The following is a 14,112-nucleotide window of genomic DNA, read 5'->3' as shown; positions in this document are numbered from 1 at the left end:
CGGCTATTGCAACTGGATGTGGAGTTCCGCGATCGCCTTCTTCCAGAGTGCGAGATCGCTATGGATGAGCTGGTCGAACTCGGCCGGCGGCATACCGCCGGGCTGGATGCCCTGGGCCTGGAACAGCCGGCGCACCTCCTGCGAGTCCAGCGCGCGTTTCACTTCGGTGTAGAGCCGCTCGACGACCGGTCTTGGCGTTCCCGCGCGCACCAGCAAGCCATACCAGCCGTGGATGCCGAAGCCCAGATAGCCTTGCTCGGCCACAGTCGGTACCTCGGGCAGGCCCGCGAAGCGCTCTGCGCTGGCCACCGCGAGCGCCCGCAGTTTGCCGGCCCGGATCTGCGGCAGCGCGGAACTCATGTCCAGGAACATGAATTGGATCTGTCCGCTCATCAGGTCCTGCACCGCGGGCCCAGCGCCGCGGTACGGCACATGCGTCACGCGGATGCCGGCACGCTTGGCGAACACCGCGCCGGCCAGATGGGCCGACGTGCCATTGCCCGAAGACCCGTAGGCCAGGCTGTCGGGCTGCCGACGGGCCATCGAGACCAGCCCGGCCAGATCGTGGGCCGGGAACTGCGGGCTGACGACCAGCGCATGCGGAATGAAGCCGACCACCGTCACGCCGCTGAAGTCGCGTTCGGTGTCGAAGGGATAGCTCGGCATCAGTGCCGGATTGGTGACCGCGAGGATGGAGGGGAACACCATCGTGTAGCCGTCGGCGGGCTGGTGCGCGACCTCGCCGAGGCCGATCACCCCGCCGCCGCCCGGCTTGTTGTCGATGATCACGGGCTGACCCATCGATGCAGTCATGATCTTGCCGATCGCACGTGCCATCAGGTCGGTCGGCCCGCCGGGCGAGAAGGGCACGACGATGCGCACGGGCTTGGCGGGGAATCCGCTGGCCTGCGCACGCGCGACCGCGGGCAGGCCGAGTCCGCCCAGCAGCATCAGCGACGGGGCCGCCGCAGCGGCAAGCAGGACGCGGCGGCGCGAATCCGGGGAATTCTTCTTCAAGGCTGTCTCCTGAACGTTGCCCCTGGCGGGCTTCGAATGAATGAAGCTTAGGCACGCCCGGCGCGCGGCACCACCCGCGATTTCCACTGCTTGGAAATCAGGGCTTCATGCCGTCTCGATCGCCTTCGAAATCGCCGCGCCCAGGCGAAGCAGCTTGCCCTTCAGCTCGCGTGCGACGGAGGCCGGGTCTTCCGCGGAACTCACGCTCATGTTGAGCGCGTGCACGGGCACGCGGTCGACCACGATCGGCGTCGCCAGCGCGACCACCTCCGGCTGCCACGATGCCATGCACCAGCCGTGCGCGCGCACGTGACCGATCGCCGCTTCGATCTCGCGCCGCAGCGCCGGCCACTCCGGGCCGCGGCGCGCCTTGAAGACCCCGAACAGCAGCTTGCGGCGCGCATCGCTCGCCGTCGCGAGGTAGGCGTAGCCGAGCGAGGTGAGCTCGATCGGCACGCGCTGGCCCGAGACCACATTGCGTAGCGCGATCCGGCGGTTGTAGCGGATCGATTCGAGGTAGACCATCTCGTCGCGATCGGCGACCGCGAGGCCTACGTTGACGCGGTGCGTCTCCGCCACCGCCTTCATCAGGGGTGCCGCCTTCTGCAGCACCAGCGAAGCGGAACGCATCGCGTGGCCGAGGCTCAGCACGGCTGCGTGGAGGCGGTAGGTCCGGGTGGAGGCATCGAGTTCCAGCAGGCCGGTGCCGACCAGCGTCTGCGTGAGGCGACTCACGGTCGAGCGCGACAGGCCGGTGCGTTCGGCGAGTTCGCCGTTGCCGAGCAGGTTCGATCCGGGCCTGAAGGCACGCAGGATCTCGATCCCGCGTTCCAGCGAACGGTTGCTCGGAGAAATGCCGGGCTTCTCGTGGAAGGGCGTATTCATTTCATTTCCACTGGATGGAATTGAGGGAGTGTATTCGCGGCGCCGGAAACCTACCATTCGGCGACCGACAAGGAGACTTCCGATGACATCGACGCGTTCACTCTTCACGGCGACTTGCCTGCTGTTCGCCATGCTCAGTCCCGGCGCACATGCCGATCCGTTTCCGGCCAAGCCCGTGCGTGTGGTCGTGCCCTTCGCGCCCGGCGGTGGCACCGATCTGATCGCGCGCGTGCTCGGCGAAGGCATGGCGCAGGATCTGAAAGAGCCGGTGATCGTCGACAACAAGCCCGGCGGCGGCACCATCCTCGGTACCGACGTGGTGGCCAAAAGCACACCCGACGGCTACACGCTGCTGATGGCGACCTTCGCGCACGCAGTGAACCCGAGCCTGCATGCGAAGCTGCCCTACGACACGGTCCATGCCTTCACGCCGGTGGCGCTGATCGGCCGCTCGCCGAACGTGCTCGTGGTGCGGCCGGACCGCGGCTTCAAGTCGGTCAAGGAACTGGTCGACTTCGCGCGTGCGCATCCTGGCAAGCTCACTTACGGCTCTTACGGCAGCGGCACCTCCGCGCACCTGGCCGGCGAACTGCTCAAGAGTCTGGCCAAGGTGGATCTCACGCATGTTCCCTACCGCGGATCGAGCCCGGCGCTCACCGACCTGCTCGGCGGCCAGATCGACATGATGATCACGACCGTTGCGAGCGTTGCCACCTACATCCAGAGCGGCAAGCTGGTCCCGCTGGCCGTCACTTCGGCGACCCGCTCGCCTGCTTTCCCGAAGGTGCCGACGATGCAGGAGGCCGGTGTCCCCGGCTACCTCGCGGAGAGCTGGTATGGCCTCTACGCGCCCGCCGGCACGCCGCCCGCGGTCGTCGCCCGGCTCAATGAGGCCGCGCGCCATGCCGCCACGCGCGAGCAGTTCGCCAAGCGCGTCCAGAGCGAGGGCCTGGTGCTGAACACGGGCGCACCCGACGAACTCGATCACTACGTCACGGCCGAGATGCAGCGCTGGTCGGACATCGTGAAGACCGCCCACATCACCGCCGAGTGAGGATCGCCATGCAAAGCTCCGACCGAGTCCGATACGCCGTCGAGGACGGCATCGCCCTCCTGACATTGAACCGCCCCGACGCGCGCAACGCCATCGACGACGACATGCGCGGCGAATTGATGCAGGCCATCGACGAGGCCGGCCGCGACCGCCACGTGAAGGCACTGGTGTTGACCGGCAACGGCCGTGCCTTCTGCGCCGGCGGCGACATCCGCGCGATGCGGCAGCGCATGCAGGCGCCGGCCGGCGAGATCGCCTTCAACGGCTGGAGCCGGCAGCAGCGCACGCACCACGCGGTGACCGCGCTGCACAGCTTGCCCAAGCCGACCATTGCAGCCGTCAACGGCGCCTCGACCGGGCTCGGCACCGACCTTGCGCTGGCCTGCGATTTCGTCATCGCCTCCGAGCACGCGAGCTTTGCGTGGAACTACGTGCTGCGCGGTCTGATCCCCGATGGCGGCGGCATGTACTTCCTGCCGCGCCGCGTCGGCATGGTGCGTGCCAAGGACCTGATCTTCTCGGGCCGCACCGTGCGACTGGACGAAGCCCTGCAACTCGGCATCGCCGATCGCCGCAGCACGGCCGACGCGCTCCTCGCCGACGCGACGGCCTGGGCACGCGCGCTGACGGCCGGTTCGGCCACCGCACTGGCGCTGGCGAAGACGATCCTGAACCAGAGCTTCGAACTGTCCGCCGAACAGGTCTTCGGCCAGGGCAGTCAGGCCCAGGGCATTTGCTACACCTCCGACGAGCACCGGGCCGCGGTCTCGGCCTTTCTCGACAAGTCGGTGCGCCGGGAGTGATGCGATGAATTCGATCGAGCGTCTGCTGCGACCGCGCAGCGTGGCGGTGATCGGCGCTTCCGCCGACCCGGGGAAGACGGCCGGCCGCCCGGTCGGCTACCTGCAGAAGCACGGCTTCGAGGGCCGTATCTATCCGGTCAATCCGCGCGCGGACCGCATCGCCGGGCTGCGTTGCCATCCCGACATCCGCTCGCTGCCCGAAGCCCCCGATGTCGGCATCGTGCTGCTGGGGCCCGAGCGTGCGGCCGATGCGGTGCGCGAACTCGCTGCACGCGGCACGGCCGCCGCCATCGTGCTGGCCAGCGGCTACGCCGAGATCGGCGCCGACGGACTGCAGCGGCAGCGTGCGCTGGTCGAGGCGGCTGGCGCGATGCGCATCCTCGGGCCCAACACCATCGGTCTGGTCAACCTGACAGACTGCATCACACTGTCGGCCAGCGGCGCGCTGGAGGTCGACGAGCTCGCGGCCGGCTCCATCGCGCTGGTGTCGCAAAGCGGCGGCATCCTCGGCTCGCTGCTGTCGCGCGGCGCGGCGCGCGGCATCGGCTTCTCGAAGCTGATCTCGACCAGCAACGAGGCGGATCTCGACATGGCCGATTTCATCGATCACCTGGCCGACGACCCCGCGACCTCGGTCATCGCGCTCTACATGGAAAGCGTGCGCAACCCCGAGAAATTCCGCCGCGCCGCGCTGAAGGCGGCCGAGGCCGGCAAGCCGCTGGTGGTGTTCAAGATCGGACGTTCCGAATCGGGCGCGCGCTCCGCGGCCTCGCACACCGGCGCGCTGGCGGGCGCGGACCGCGTGTACGACGCGCTGTTTCGCCAGGTCGGCGCGATCCGCGCGCAGGACTTCTCCGATCTGCTGGACATTCCCGTGGCGCTGGCCTCGGGCCGCCGCCTGTGCGGCAAGCGCGTCGCCATCCTCACCTCGACCGGTGGCGCCGGCACGCTGGTGACCGACAGCCTCGGCCTTGCCGGCTTCGAGACGCCGGTCCCCGACGAAGCGACGGCGGCACGCCTGCGCGCGCTGCAGCAGGCAGACGGCGCGGCGCTGGACCGCAATCCCATCGATGTCACGCTGGCCGGCCTCAAGCCCGAGCTGTTGCGCGGCGCCATTCGGACGCTGATGGAAAGCCCGAGCTACGACGCGGTCGTGACCATCGTCGGCTCTTCGGCGCTGGCGATGCCCGAACTCATGGCGGACGCGATCCGCGACTGCCTGCCGGGCACCGACAAGCCGTTGCTCGCCTACGTCAGTCCGCATGCGCCGCAGGTGTCGGCTTCGCTGATGGCGCGCGGCGTGCCTGCCTTCAGCGCGCCTGAAAGCTGCAGCGTCGCCCTCGATGCGATGCGTCGCCATGCGCTGCGGCGAGCTGCGTCGTCGCACGCGTTCACGAAAGTGGAACTCGGCGAGCTTCCCTCCGGCTCTTTCGACGAAGCACAGGCGAAACAGCTCTTCGCCCGCTTCGGGATTCCGTCGGTGCGAGAGTGCATCGTCCGCTCGGCCGAGGAAGCAGAAGCGGCGGCGCACGATGTTGGCGAGAAGGTCGTGCTGAAGATCCTTTCCCGCACCATCACGCACAAGAGCGAGGTGGGCGGCGTGGCGGTCGACGTTTCCGCCGGCGAGGTCGGCCGGCGGCTGGCCGTCATGCGCGAGGAGGTCCAGGCCGCCACCGGCTGCGCGCCCGATGCGTTTCTGGTGCAGGAGAGGGTGGCTGCCGGTTGCGAGATGATCCTCGGGCTGCATCGCGATGCGCTCGGCACCGCGCTGCTGCTCGGCATGGGCGGGGTGACGGCCGAACTGATCGCGGACACCACCTTGCGCCTGCTGCCGGCAGAGGACGGGCTGTCCCGCGACGATGCCCTGTCAATGGTTCGCGAGTTGAAGACCTGGCCTCTGCTCGATGGTTTTCGGGGTCGTCCACTTGCCGATGTCGATGCCCTGGTTGATGCCGTCGTGGCATTCTCTCGCTTGGGCGCGCAACTCGGGTCTCGGCTCGTCGCGGCCGAGATCAATCCCTTGTTCGTGCTGCAGAAGGGGCATGGCGTGCGCGCGGCCGACGGCGTGCTCATCCTCGCGGATGCAGCGGTGGCTGATTCGATCTGAACGTTCGCTGTGCGGCGCCGCTGCGCGGCTTGCGTCGGCGCTGTCGGCGCATTGGAACAACACGCGCGTGACGCGCTGCGACTCGTTGAATCTTTCAATGGATTGACGGCGTGATTCGCCTCGCGTTGTTATCGATCGTGCCGCCGATTCAATGTCCAATTGATGCCGCCGCGTCTCAATGAAAAGAGCAATACCGTCTGGCGCATGCAACGGAAATAGCCGCCACGGACAACCTGCGGATCCGGTGCGCGCACTCGTTTTGGCCCCCGGTCAGCTTTCTCGATTACGATCCATGCCGAGCCTTTCTCGAAATAGGACATGCGGCACTCGTACTTTATTGCGGACAATCGGGGTAAATCAGGCCAATTCGCGGACATGCCTCATGGTGAATCCCGTCTTGCGTGATCGACGTATCGACTGCAACTTCTCAATGCATTCAGGCTCAATCTGTCGCCGAACTCCGATAATCATCAATTAATCTCAAAGGGCCTCTCCATGACGCAAAGCTACAACCAGATTCAAAAGAAGATCGAGGCACTGCAACGCCAGGCGGACAAGCTCAAGTCCAAGGAAGTCCATGGCGTGGTCGCGCGGATCAAGGTGGCCATCAGCCACTATGGGCTGACGGCGGAACAACTGGGTCTGGGAAGCCGCTCTGCGGCCGCGAAGCCGGCGCCGGCGAGAAGCGTGTCCACGCAATCCGCCAAGTACGGCGATGGCCTCGGCAATTCGTGGTCGGGACGCGGACCCCGGCCGCATTGGCTCAGGGATGCGATCAATGCAGGCCGGAAACTCGAGGAGTTCCTCACGGGCGGTGTCGCGGCTGCGAGTTCCGGCACAACGAAGAAGAAGGCGGGCAAGAAGCGCCCCTCCAAAGTGCTCTATCGCGACGGCGCAGGAAATTCGTGGTCGGGCCGTGGACCGCGCCCCCGCTGGCTGAAGGATGCGATTGCAGGCGGCAAGACGCTGGAAGAACTCATGCGTTGAGCATTCCGGCCGTGTAACGGCAGGCATCAAGTTTTCGAGCTTCTTTACCTGCCGATGACATCGTCGCCGCGCTGCGATGGCACGCTCGGGCCCCGCCGCTTGCGGCGCCCATCAATGCAGGACGCACACCATGAGCTATTCGGTTTTCACTGAGACGAGATTCTGGTTCATGGTCGCCCTCTCGGTCGTGCTTCCCTTCGGGATCTACGCCATGCTGATGATGAAGCGCGCCATCTCGCGGACGACCGTGCTGCTGCTCGGTTTCCTGCTGGTCGCGATCGCGGGGCTGGACGTCTACTTCCTTCGCAGCCTCTCGGCGTTGGCGGCGCTCACCCCCTCATTGGCGGACGATGCGCTGTTCATCTCGGAACTGTCGATCGCGTTCTACCTGCTGCCGGCGTTGTTCGGCGGGCTGGGCATCAACATCATTTCCCATTCGCTGATCAGCCACCTCGCGGAGGCGCAGCAGCGCTTCAACAAGGAGCACCCCGACCGCGGCTATTGATGCTGGAAATCGCTGCTGCGCAGGCAGATGGCGGCGTTGGGATTCTCGCGATAGCGCGTGGTTGCGAGGGCGTCGATCGAGTCGGCGTTCGCCGCATAGGCCTGGACGAGCGCCATGTCGCCTTCGGGTGCGTCGAAGCGCGTATGCAGCGCCTCTTCGTCGATTCTCGCGATGATGCGCGCGCCGTCGAAACCATCGGGATAGATCGCGAACTGCACGCTGCCCGTGGGCGGGTGGAAGGTGGCTTCGGAGGTCATTGAAACGTTCTTCTTCGGTTCGATCAGTATCAGGTTTCTCTGTGACGAGAAGAATAAGCTTGATGGCGTATACCCGCGAGCAGGATGTGGACCATTTCACGGCCGCCGCGAGAATCTTCGGCCACGGACAACGCGGGCATCCGGCCTGCCGATGGCCCTTTGCCTTTCCTGATCGCACCATGCATCCCGCCCTTGCCTTGCCACTGAAGCGCGCGCTCGGCGCGCTGGCCTTGCTGGCCGCCAGCGCCGCGCTGCATGCGCAGGCGCTCCCGCCCGGGGTGCGGCTGGGCATGACGGCCGGCGAACTCCAGGCCGCGGCGCTGCCCGGCCTGGAACGCGTGCCGCGTCCGCAGCGGCTGACCGGCGGCCTTGCGGGCAGTTGGCGCGCGGCGCCGATGGCCGTGGCCGGCCTGTCCTTCGAGCCGGTCTTCTATTTCGCCGAGGGCACGCTGCGGCGCATGGAATGGGTGGCGGATGCAGACGCCCGGCCCGATCTCGGCGCCGCCGCATTCGCCGATCTCGTGGCCTGGGGCCGCAGCGCCTTCGGCCCCGAACTGGGTTCGAACGACCCCGGCAGTGCCTATGCCGCCTGGGTGCAGGCCGACACCGACATCTACGCGCAGCGCACCAGCGACCCGCGGCATGCCAGCGTCCGGCTGGTCTACAAGGTGCGCCAGGTCAGGGACGCGAGCGAACTCTGAACCGCCTTCAGGCGGCCAGCATGCCGCGTTCCTCGATGAAGGCCACCACTTCGGCCACGCCGCTGTGGGTCTTGAGGTTGGTCATCACGTAGGGCCGCGCACGGCGCATGCGCCGCGTGTCGGCTTCCATCACGCCGAGGTCGGCGCCCACGTAGGGCGCGAGGTCGGTTTTGTTGATCACGAACAGATCGCTCTTGGTAATGCCGGGGCCGCCCTTGCGTGGAATCTTCTCGCCGGCCGCGACGTCGATCACGTAGATCGTGAGGTCCGAGAGCTCGGGGCTGAAGGTCGCGGCGAGGTTGTCGCCGCCGGATTCGACGAACACCACGTCGGCATCGGGAAACTGGACCAGCATGCGGTCGATGGCTTCGAGATTGATCGACGCATCCTCGCGGATCGCGGTGTGCGGGCAGCCGCCGGTTTCCACGCCCATGATCCGCTCGGCGGGCAGCGCGCCGGCGACGGTGAGCAGGCGCTGGTCTTCCTTGGTGTAGATGTCGTTGGTGATCGCGATCAGGTCGTACTTGTCGCGCATCGCCTTGCACAGCATTTCGAGCAGCGTGGTCTTGCCCGAGCCGACCGGGCCGCCGATGCCCACGCGCAGTGGCGGCAGTCTCTTGGTGCGATGGGCGATGTGGTGCAGGGCGGAGGACATGGTGGCGTGCGGGAGTGATCAGCTTCTGAAAAGGCGCGAGTACTGGGTTTCGTGACGGGCCGACAGGATCGCGAGCATGGGCGCAAAAGCCTGGCGCTCGTCGTCCCCGAGTGTGATCGCATGATCGACCGCCGCGGGAATTTCCGCCGCCAGCCGGCCGAGCATGCGCTGCCCGGCGCTCTGGCCCAGCGGCACTGCCTTGACCGCGGCGCCGACCAGGTTCTCGGCCCAGCCGAAGGCGAAGGCCAGGCAGGCATCGCGCGCCGTCGCGCCGCTGCGGCTCGCCGCGAAGGCGAAGGCGATCGGATAGCACGCCGGCAGGGTCTCGAAGACGGTGGCGGCATCGGCATGGTGCAGCTTGAGCCATTCGACGAAGGAGCGGCCCATCTGTTCGGTCTGCAGCAGGAACTCCGCCGACTCGCGGGTCTGGAACACCCAGGCATTGAGCGCGCGAAGGCGTGGCATGTCGCCGACGCGCCAGGCCGGGATCGCCTGCGCCGCCACGGCCAGGTCCGCGCGCGCCAGGCTCAGATGGAGCTGATCGGCGAGCCAGTCGGAGACTGCCTCTTCATGCGCGAGGCCAGCCCATTCGATGCCGGCCTCCAGGCCTTCCGAATAGGAAAACCCGCCGATGGGCAGCGCCGGCGACGCGAGCCAGATCAGCTGCAGCAGGCTCGCGGCAGGCAGGGCGGCGGGTGCGTCGTTCGTCAATGCGAGTGGCCGTGCGAATGATCGTGGCCGTCGTGCGAATGGCCATGGTCCTGCGCATTCGCGCCGGCATAGGCATCCGGATGCAGCACCGGCCCGACGGGCGGCGTGCCATGCGAATGGCCGTGTCCACTGCCCGATGCGCCATAGGCGCCGCCTTCGGGTTCGAAGGGCTCGTCGGCTTCGCGCACGATCAGATGCATCGATCGCAGCATGCCGGCCAGCACATGGTCGGGCTCGATCTTCAGATGATCAGGCCTGAGCTCGATCGGCACGTGCCGGTTGCCCAGGTGATAGGCCGCGCGCATCAGGTCGAAGGGCGTGCCGTGTTCGGTGCAGTGCGTGATGACCAGCACCGGTTGCGGCGCCGCGATGACCTTGATCAGCGAGCCGTCCTCGGCCACCAGCACGTCGCCGCCGCGCACCGCGGTGCCGCGCGGCAGGAACACGCCGAGCTGGCGGCCCTGCGAATCGGCGGTGTCGAAGCGGCTTTTCTGGCGCACGTCCCAGTCGAGTTCGATGGTGGCGGCACGCCGCAGCAGCACGGGCGCGAGGCCGCCGCCCTGGGGCATGAGTTTGTTGGCTGTGAGCATGGGCGAAAGCCTTGCAGTTGGGGACGGGGTGTCGATAATCTAACGCTTGTTATAACTCAAAGGCATCGTGATGACGGCACTGAAACTGACCCGAATCGGCAACTCCGTCGGCGTGATTCTTCCTCGGGAGGTATTGGCACGGTTGAAGCTCGAGAAAGGTGACACGCTGTTCATGACCGAAACGATCCATGGCGTGACGCTGACCCCTTACGACCCCGATGTCGAAGAACAGCTGAAACTGGGTCGTGAGTTCATGCGCGAGTATCGCGAGACCTTCCATCAACTGGCCAAATGAGCCCGTGGCGCTGGCTCGATCGCCGGGCGCTGATGCTCCTGCATGACGAGAGCCTGGCTGAACATGGGGGCGCGCCCGGCTTGCGTGACGAGAGCCTGCTCGAATCGGCGCTGGCGCGGCCGCTTCATCGGGTTGCCTATGGCAAGCCCGATCTGGCCGAACTGGCCGCCGCCTATGGCATCGGGCTGGTCAAGAACCATCCATTCATTGACGGCAACAGGCGCGTCGCATTTCTTGCGACGGGTCTGTTTCTCGCTTTGAACGGTCAACGCCTGGTTGCGACGCAGGCCGAGGCCACGCTGGTGATGTTCGACGTTGCCGCCGGCACGACCGATGAGGAAGGCTTTGCGCAGTGGATTCGTGAGTATCGAAAATCCCGGCCTGGCTGAGAGGCAGCGGCTACCAGGCCTCATAGTGACAGTGCGCCACGATGCCGCGCCACAGCGCGTCGCGCTCGGCACCCAGGGCCGAGGCTCAGAAGAGGAAATACCGCTGCGCCATCGGCAGCGACACCGCCGGGTCGCAGGTCAGCAGCACGCCGTCGGCGCGCACCGCATAAGTCTGCGCATCGATCTCCATCTTCGGCGTGAGCGCGTTGTGGACCATGTGCTGCTTGCGCACGCCGCGGATGTTCTTCACCGCGCTGAGGGTCTTGGCCAGCCCGTAGCGTTGGCCGATGCCCGCGGCCAGACCGGCCTGCGAGACGAAGCTCAGCGAGCTCTTCGCCTGCGAGCCGCCGTAGGCGCCGAACATCGGCCGGTAGTGCACCGGCTGCGGCGTCGGGATCGAGGCGTTGGGGTCGCCCATCGCCGCCATCGCGATCGTGCCGCCCTTGAGGATGGTGAAGGGCTTGACGCCGAAGAAGGCCGGCTTCCACACGACCAGATCCGCCCACTTGCCGACCTCGATGCTGCCGACCTCGTGCGAGATCCCATGCGCGATGGCGGGGTTGATCGTGTACTTGGCGACGTAGCGCCTGGCGCGGAAGTTGTCGTTGCGTTCGCCGTCCTCGGGCAGCTTGCCGCGCTGGCCCTTCATCTTGTGCGCGGTCTGCCAGCAGCGGATGACGATCTCGCCCACGCGGCCCATGGCCTGGCTGTCGGAGCTGAACATGCTGATCGCGCCGAGGTCGTGCAGGATGTCCTCGGCCGCGATGGTCTCGCGGCGGATGCGGCTCTCGGCGAAGGCCAGGTCTTCCGCAATGGCCGGATTCAGGTGGTGGCACACCATGAGCATGTCGACATGCTCGTCCAGCGTGTTCACCGTGTAGGGCATCGTCGGGTTGGTCGACGAGGGCAGGAAGTTGGCCTCGCCCACCACGCGCAGGATGTCGGGCGCATGGCCGCCGCCCGCGCCCTCGGTGTGGAAGGCGCAGATCGCGCGCCCGTTGACGGCCGCGATGGTGTTCTCGACGAAGCCCGATTCGTTGAGCGTGTCGCTGTGGATCGCGACCTGCGTGTCGGTGGCCTCGGCCACGTCGAGGCAGTTGCCGATCGCGGCCGGTGTCGAACCCCAGTCCTCGTGCAGCTTGAGGCCGATCACGCCGGCCTCGATCTGCTCGTGCAGCGCTGCCGGCAGGCTGGCGTTGCCCTTGCCGAGAAAGCCGATGTTCATCGGGAACGCATCGGCCGCCTGCAGCATGCGCTCGATGTGCCAGGGGCCCGGCGTCGCGGTGGTGGCAAAGGTGCCCGTCGCGGGGCCGGTGCCGCCGCCGAGCATGGTGGTCACGCCGGACGACAACGCCTCTTCGATCTGCTGCGGGCAGATGAAGTGGATGTGGCTGTCGATGCCGCCCGCGGTGACGATGTTCCCCTCGCAGCTGATCACCTCGGTGCCCGGCCCGATGACGACGTCGACGCCCGGCTGCACGTCGGGATTGCCGGCCTTGCCGATCGCGACGATGCGCCCGCCCTTGAGGCCGATGTCGGCCTTCACGATGCCCCAGTGGTCGAGGATCAGTGCGTTGGTCATCACCGTGTCGACCGCGCCTTCGGCGCGGGTGCGCTGCGATTGCGCCATGCCGTCACGGATGGTCTTGCCGCCGCCGAACTTGACCTCTTCGCCGTAGCCGCCGGCGCGCAGGGTGTAGTCCTCCTCGACCTCGATCACGAGGTCGGTGTCGGCAAGGCGCACGCGGTCGCCCACGGTGGGGCCGAAGATCTCGGCATACGCGCGCCGGCCGATGGTTGCCATCAGAGTTTTCCTTGCACGAGGCCGCGGAAGCCGTAGACCACGCGATCGCCTGCCAAGTCGACCAATTCGACCGTGCGCTGCTGGCCCGGTTCGAAGCGCACAGCCGTACCGGACGCGATGTTCAAACGCATGCCGCGCGCGGCTTCGCGATCGAAGCCCAGTGCGCCATTGGTCTCGGCAAAGTGGTAGTGCGAGCCGACCTGGATCGGCCGGTCGGCCGTGTTCTGGACCACCAGCGTCGCGGTGCGGCGCCCGGGGTTGAGGATGTGCCCGCCGTCGTCGGTGATCAGCTCGCCGGGCGTCATGCGAGGCCGCCGAGCAATGCGACGCCGAACACCGCGACCGCGGCGCCAGCCACGCGCGGCAGCCAGCGGTGCGTGTGGCGCAGCGTCCAGCCGACCGCGAGGCCGCTCGCATGCAGCAGCACCGTGGCGGCGAGCATGCCGGCCAGCGTGAGCGCGGCGCCGGACTCGCCCGCCAGCTCGTGCCCGTGCGCGATACCGTGGAATACGGCGAACGCACCGACGAGCGCCGCGGCCGCGAGCGCCGGCAGCCGGCGCTGCGCGAGCACCAGCAGCCCGAGCACCAGCAGCGAGGCTGCGATCATTGGCTCCATCCCCGGCAGCTGCACTCCTGCGAGCCCGGCCAGCGCACCGGCCAGCAGCATGCCCGCGAAGCCCAGCGGCGCCCACAGCAGATCGGGCCAGGCGCGCCGCGCGGTGAGGGCGCTCCAGAGACCGACCGCGACCATCGCCGCCAGGTGGTCGGCACCCGTCAGCGGATGAAGGAAGCCGGTCACGAAGCCGTGGTGCAGGCCGCCGTCGACGCCGGTGTGGGCGCTCGCGGCCAGTGGCAAGGCAGCCGCGATCAGAGCGGCAAAGGCAGGACGATGAATGCGCATGGGGATCTCCAGTGAGGGCGGTCAGATATCAGGAGCACCGCGGAACCGGCTTGGCCGGGCCGCTGGTGTTGCCCCCGGCAGGGGGTGGGCGGCCACACGAAGTGGGCAAGCCTGGGGGCGAGTCATAAGATCGGCTGGTGCACCGTCACGAGCTTGGTGCCGTCGGGAAAAGTCGCTTCGACCTGGATGTCCGGAATCATCTCGGCGACACCGTCCATCACGTCGGCGCGTGCGAGCACGGTGCGGCCTTCGCTCATCAGCGCGGCCACGCTCTTGCCGTCGCGCGCGCCTTCCATCACGGCGGCCGAGATCAGCGCCACGGCCTCCGGATAGTTGAGCTTGAGCCCGCGGGCGCGGCGCCTTTCGGCCAAGAGGCCGGCGGTGAAGATCAGCAGCTTGTCTTTTTCGCGCGGTGTCAGTTCCATGGGCAGATCGGGTGGCAGCGAAGGCA

General features: G+C 67.4%; 19 protein-coding genes. 8 read left to right on the top strand and 11 right to left on the bottom strand.

The annotated features are described in order from the left end of the window. Positions 1 to 3: 3 nt before the first annotated feature. Together WDLP6_RS21020 and WDLP6_RS21015 are read right to left on the bottom strand one after the other, a co-directional pair. The gene (locus tag WDLP6_RS21020) at positions 4 to 1,017 is read right to left on the bottom strand and encodes a tripartite tricarboxylate transporter substrate binding protein (RefSeq protein WP_232077179.1); all 1,014 of its coding nucleotides are present in this window, start codon (positions 1,015 to 1,017) and stop codon (positions 4 to 6) included. Between the two features lie 105 nt (positions 1,018 to 1,122). Continuing rightward, complete coding sequence (locus WDLP6_RS21015; protein WP_162569145.1) at positions 1,123 to 1,902, bottom strand: IclR family transcriptional regulator; 780 nt, start codon at positions 1,900 to 1,902, stop codon at positions 1,123 to 1,125. A gap of 82 nt (positions 1,903 to 1,984) precedes the next feature. On the opposite strand from WDLP6_RS21015, the gene WDLP6_RS21010 reads away from it, so the two are divergent. Genes WDLP6_RS21010 through WDLP6_RS21000 form a run of 3 tightly spaced genes read left to right on the top strand, consistent with a single transcriptional unit; the run spans position 1,985 to position 5,866 of the window. Then, positions 1,985 to 2,956 (top strand): Bug family tripartite tricarboxylate transporter substrate binding protein, encoded by a 972-nt coding sequence (locus tag WDLP6_RS21010; protein WP_162569144.1) that lies wholly within the window; start codon positions 1,985 to 1,987, stop codon positions 2,954 to 2,956. A gap of 8 nt (positions 2,957 to 2,964) precedes the next feature. After that, complete coding sequence (locus WDLP6_RS21005) at positions 2,965 to 3,759, top strand: enoyl-CoA hydratase/isomerase family protein (RefSeq protein ID WP_162593908.1); 795 nt, start codon at positions 2,965 to 2,967, stop codon at positions 3,757 to 3,759. Positions 3,760 to 3,763: 4 nt separating this feature from the next. Next, entirely contained in the window at positions 3,764 to 5,866 is a 2,103-nt protein-coding gene (locus WDLP6_RS21000) for an acetate--CoA ligase family protein (RefSeq protein ID WP_162593907.1), read from the top strand. A 128-nt stretch (positions 5,867 to 5,994) separates the two neighbouring features. On the opposite strand, the gene WDLP6_RS20995 is transcribed toward WDLP6_RS21000, so the two are convergent. After that, a complete protein-coding gene (locus tag WDLP6_RS20995; RefSeq protein WP_162569141.1) occupies positions 5,995 to 6,186 on the bottom strand; it encodes a hypothetical protein in 192 nt (63 codons plus the stop codon). A gap of 175 nt (positions 6,187 to 6,361) precedes the next feature. On the opposite strand from WDLP6_RS20995, the gene WDLP6_RS35135 reads away from it, so the two are divergent. Continuing rightward, positions 6,362 to 6,853, top strand: coding sequence for an H-NS family nucleoid-associated regulatory protein (locus tag WDLP6_RS35135; RefSeq protein WP_232077177.1), 492 nt, complete (start codon positions 6,362 to 6,364; stop codon positions 6,851 to 6,853). Positions 6,854 to 6,983: 130 nt separating this feature from the next. Next, a complete protein-coding gene (locus WDLP6_RS20985) occupies positions 6,984 to 7,358 on the top strand; it encodes a hypothetical protein (protein WP_162593906.1) in 375 nt (124 codons plus the stop codon). On the opposite strand, the gene WDLP6_RS20980 is transcribed toward WDLP6_RS20985, so the two are convergent. Beyond that, a complete protein-coding gene (locus tag WDLP6_RS20980) occupies positions 7,352 to 7,615 on the bottom strand; it encodes a hypothetical protein (RefSeq protein ID WP_162593905.1) in 264 nt (87 codons plus the stop codon). The two genes, WDLP6_RS20985 and WDLP6_RS20980, sit on opposite strands and share 7 nt — an antisense overlap. Positions 7,616 to 7,794: 179 nt before the next feature. On the opposite strand from WDLP6_RS20980, the gene WDLP6_RS20975 reads away from it, so the two are divergent. Then, a complete protein-coding gene (locus WDLP6_RS20975; protein WP_162593904.1) occupies positions 7,795 to 8,316 on the top strand; it encodes a hypothetical protein in 522 nt (173 codons plus the stop codon). A 7-nt stretch (positions 8,317 to 8,323) separates the two neighbouring features. Here the strand turns inward: WDLP6_RS20975 and ureG are convergent, their stop codons facing one another. Genes ureG through ureE form a run of 3 tightly spaced genes read right to left on the bottom strand, consistent with a single transcriptional unit; the run spans position 8,324 to position 10,272 of the window. Further along, the gene (gene ureG, locus WDLP6_RS20970; RefSeq protein ID WP_162569137.1) at positions 8,324 to 8,971 is read right to left on the bottom strand and encodes an urease accessory protein UreG; all 648 of its coding nucleotides are present in this window, start codon (positions 8,969 to 8,971) and stop codon (positions 8,324 to 8,326) included. An 18-nt stretch (positions 8,972 to 8,989) separates the two neighbouring features. Further along, the gene (locus WDLP6_RS20965; RefSeq protein WP_232077175.1) at positions 8,990 to 9,682 is read right to left on the bottom strand and encodes an urease accessory protein UreF; all 693 of its coding nucleotides are present in this window, start codon (positions 9,680 to 9,682) and stop codon (positions 8,990 to 8,992) included. Continuing rightward, positions 9,679 to 10,272 (bottom strand): urease accessory protein UreE, encoded by a 594-nt coding sequence (ureE, locus tag WDLP6_RS20960; RefSeq protein WP_162593903.1) that lies wholly within the window; start codon positions 10,270 to 10,272, stop codon positions 9,679 to 9,681. Before ureE ends, WDLP6_RS20965 begins: the two co-directional genes overlap by 4 nt. Positions 10,273 to 10,342: 70 nt before the next feature. Here ureE and WDLP6_RS20955 point away from each other — a divergent pair, with 70 nt between their 5' ends. Together WDLP6_RS20955 and WDLP6_RS20950 are read left to right on the top strand one after the other, a co-directional pair. Beyond that, the gene (locus WDLP6_RS20955; protein ID WP_162593902.1) at positions 10,343 to 10,567 is read left to right on the top strand and encodes an AbrB/MazE/SpoVT family DNA-binding domain-containing protein; all 225 of its coding nucleotides are present in this window, start codon (positions 10,343 to 10,345) and stop codon (positions 10,565 to 10,567) included. Further along, positions 10,564 to 10,956, top strand: coding sequence for a type II toxin-antitoxin system death-on-curing family toxin (locus tag WDLP6_RS20950; protein WP_162593901.1), 393 nt, complete (start codon positions 10,564 to 10,566; stop codon positions 10,954 to 10,956). The genes WDLP6_RS20955 and WDLP6_RS20950 overlap by 4 nt, the downstream gene beginning before the upstream one ends. Positions 10,957 to 11,041: 85 nt before the next feature. Here WDLP6_RS20950 and ureC read toward each other — a convergent pair whose 3' ends face one another. From ureC to ureA, 4 genes are all read right to left on the bottom strand, one after another. Further along, complete coding sequence (gene ureC / locus WDLP6_RS20945) at positions 11,042 to 12,760, bottom strand: urease subunit alpha (protein ID WP_162593900.1); 1,719 nt, start codon at positions 12,758 to 12,760, stop codon at positions 11,042 to 11,044. Beyond that, complete coding sequence (locus tag WDLP6_RS20940; RefSeq protein ID WP_162593899.1) at positions 12,760 to 13,065, bottom strand: urease subunit beta; 306 nt, start codon at positions 13,063 to 13,065, stop codon at positions 12,760 to 12,762. The genes ureC and WDLP6_RS20940 overlap by 1 nt, the downstream gene beginning before the upstream one ends. Next, positions 13,062 to 13,661, bottom strand: coding sequence for a HupE/UreJ family protein (locus WDLP6_RS20935; RefSeq protein ID WP_162593898.1), 600 nt, complete (start codon positions 13,659 to 13,661; stop codon positions 13,062 to 13,064). Before WDLP6_RS20935 ends, WDLP6_RS20940 begins: the two co-directional genes overlap by 4 nt. 122 nt (positions 13,662 to 13,783) lie before the next feature. Further along, positions 13,784 to 14,086 (bottom strand): urease subunit gamma, encoded by a 303-nt coding sequence (gene ureA, locus WDLP6_RS20930; protein ID WP_162569132.1) that lies wholly within the window; start codon positions 14,084 to 14,086, stop codon positions 13,784 to 13,786. Positions 14,087 to 14,112 lie beyond the last annotated feature (26 nt).

The sequence above is a fragment of the Variovorax sp. PBL-E5 genome, from assembly GCF_901827185.1.
Classification (GTDB): domain Bacteria; phylum Pseudomonadota; class Gammaproteobacteria; order Burkholderiales; family Burkholderiaceae_C; genus Variovorax.
Note: the sequence above shows the minus strand (reverse complement) of the source record. Positions and strands in the feature narration are given on the sequence as shown.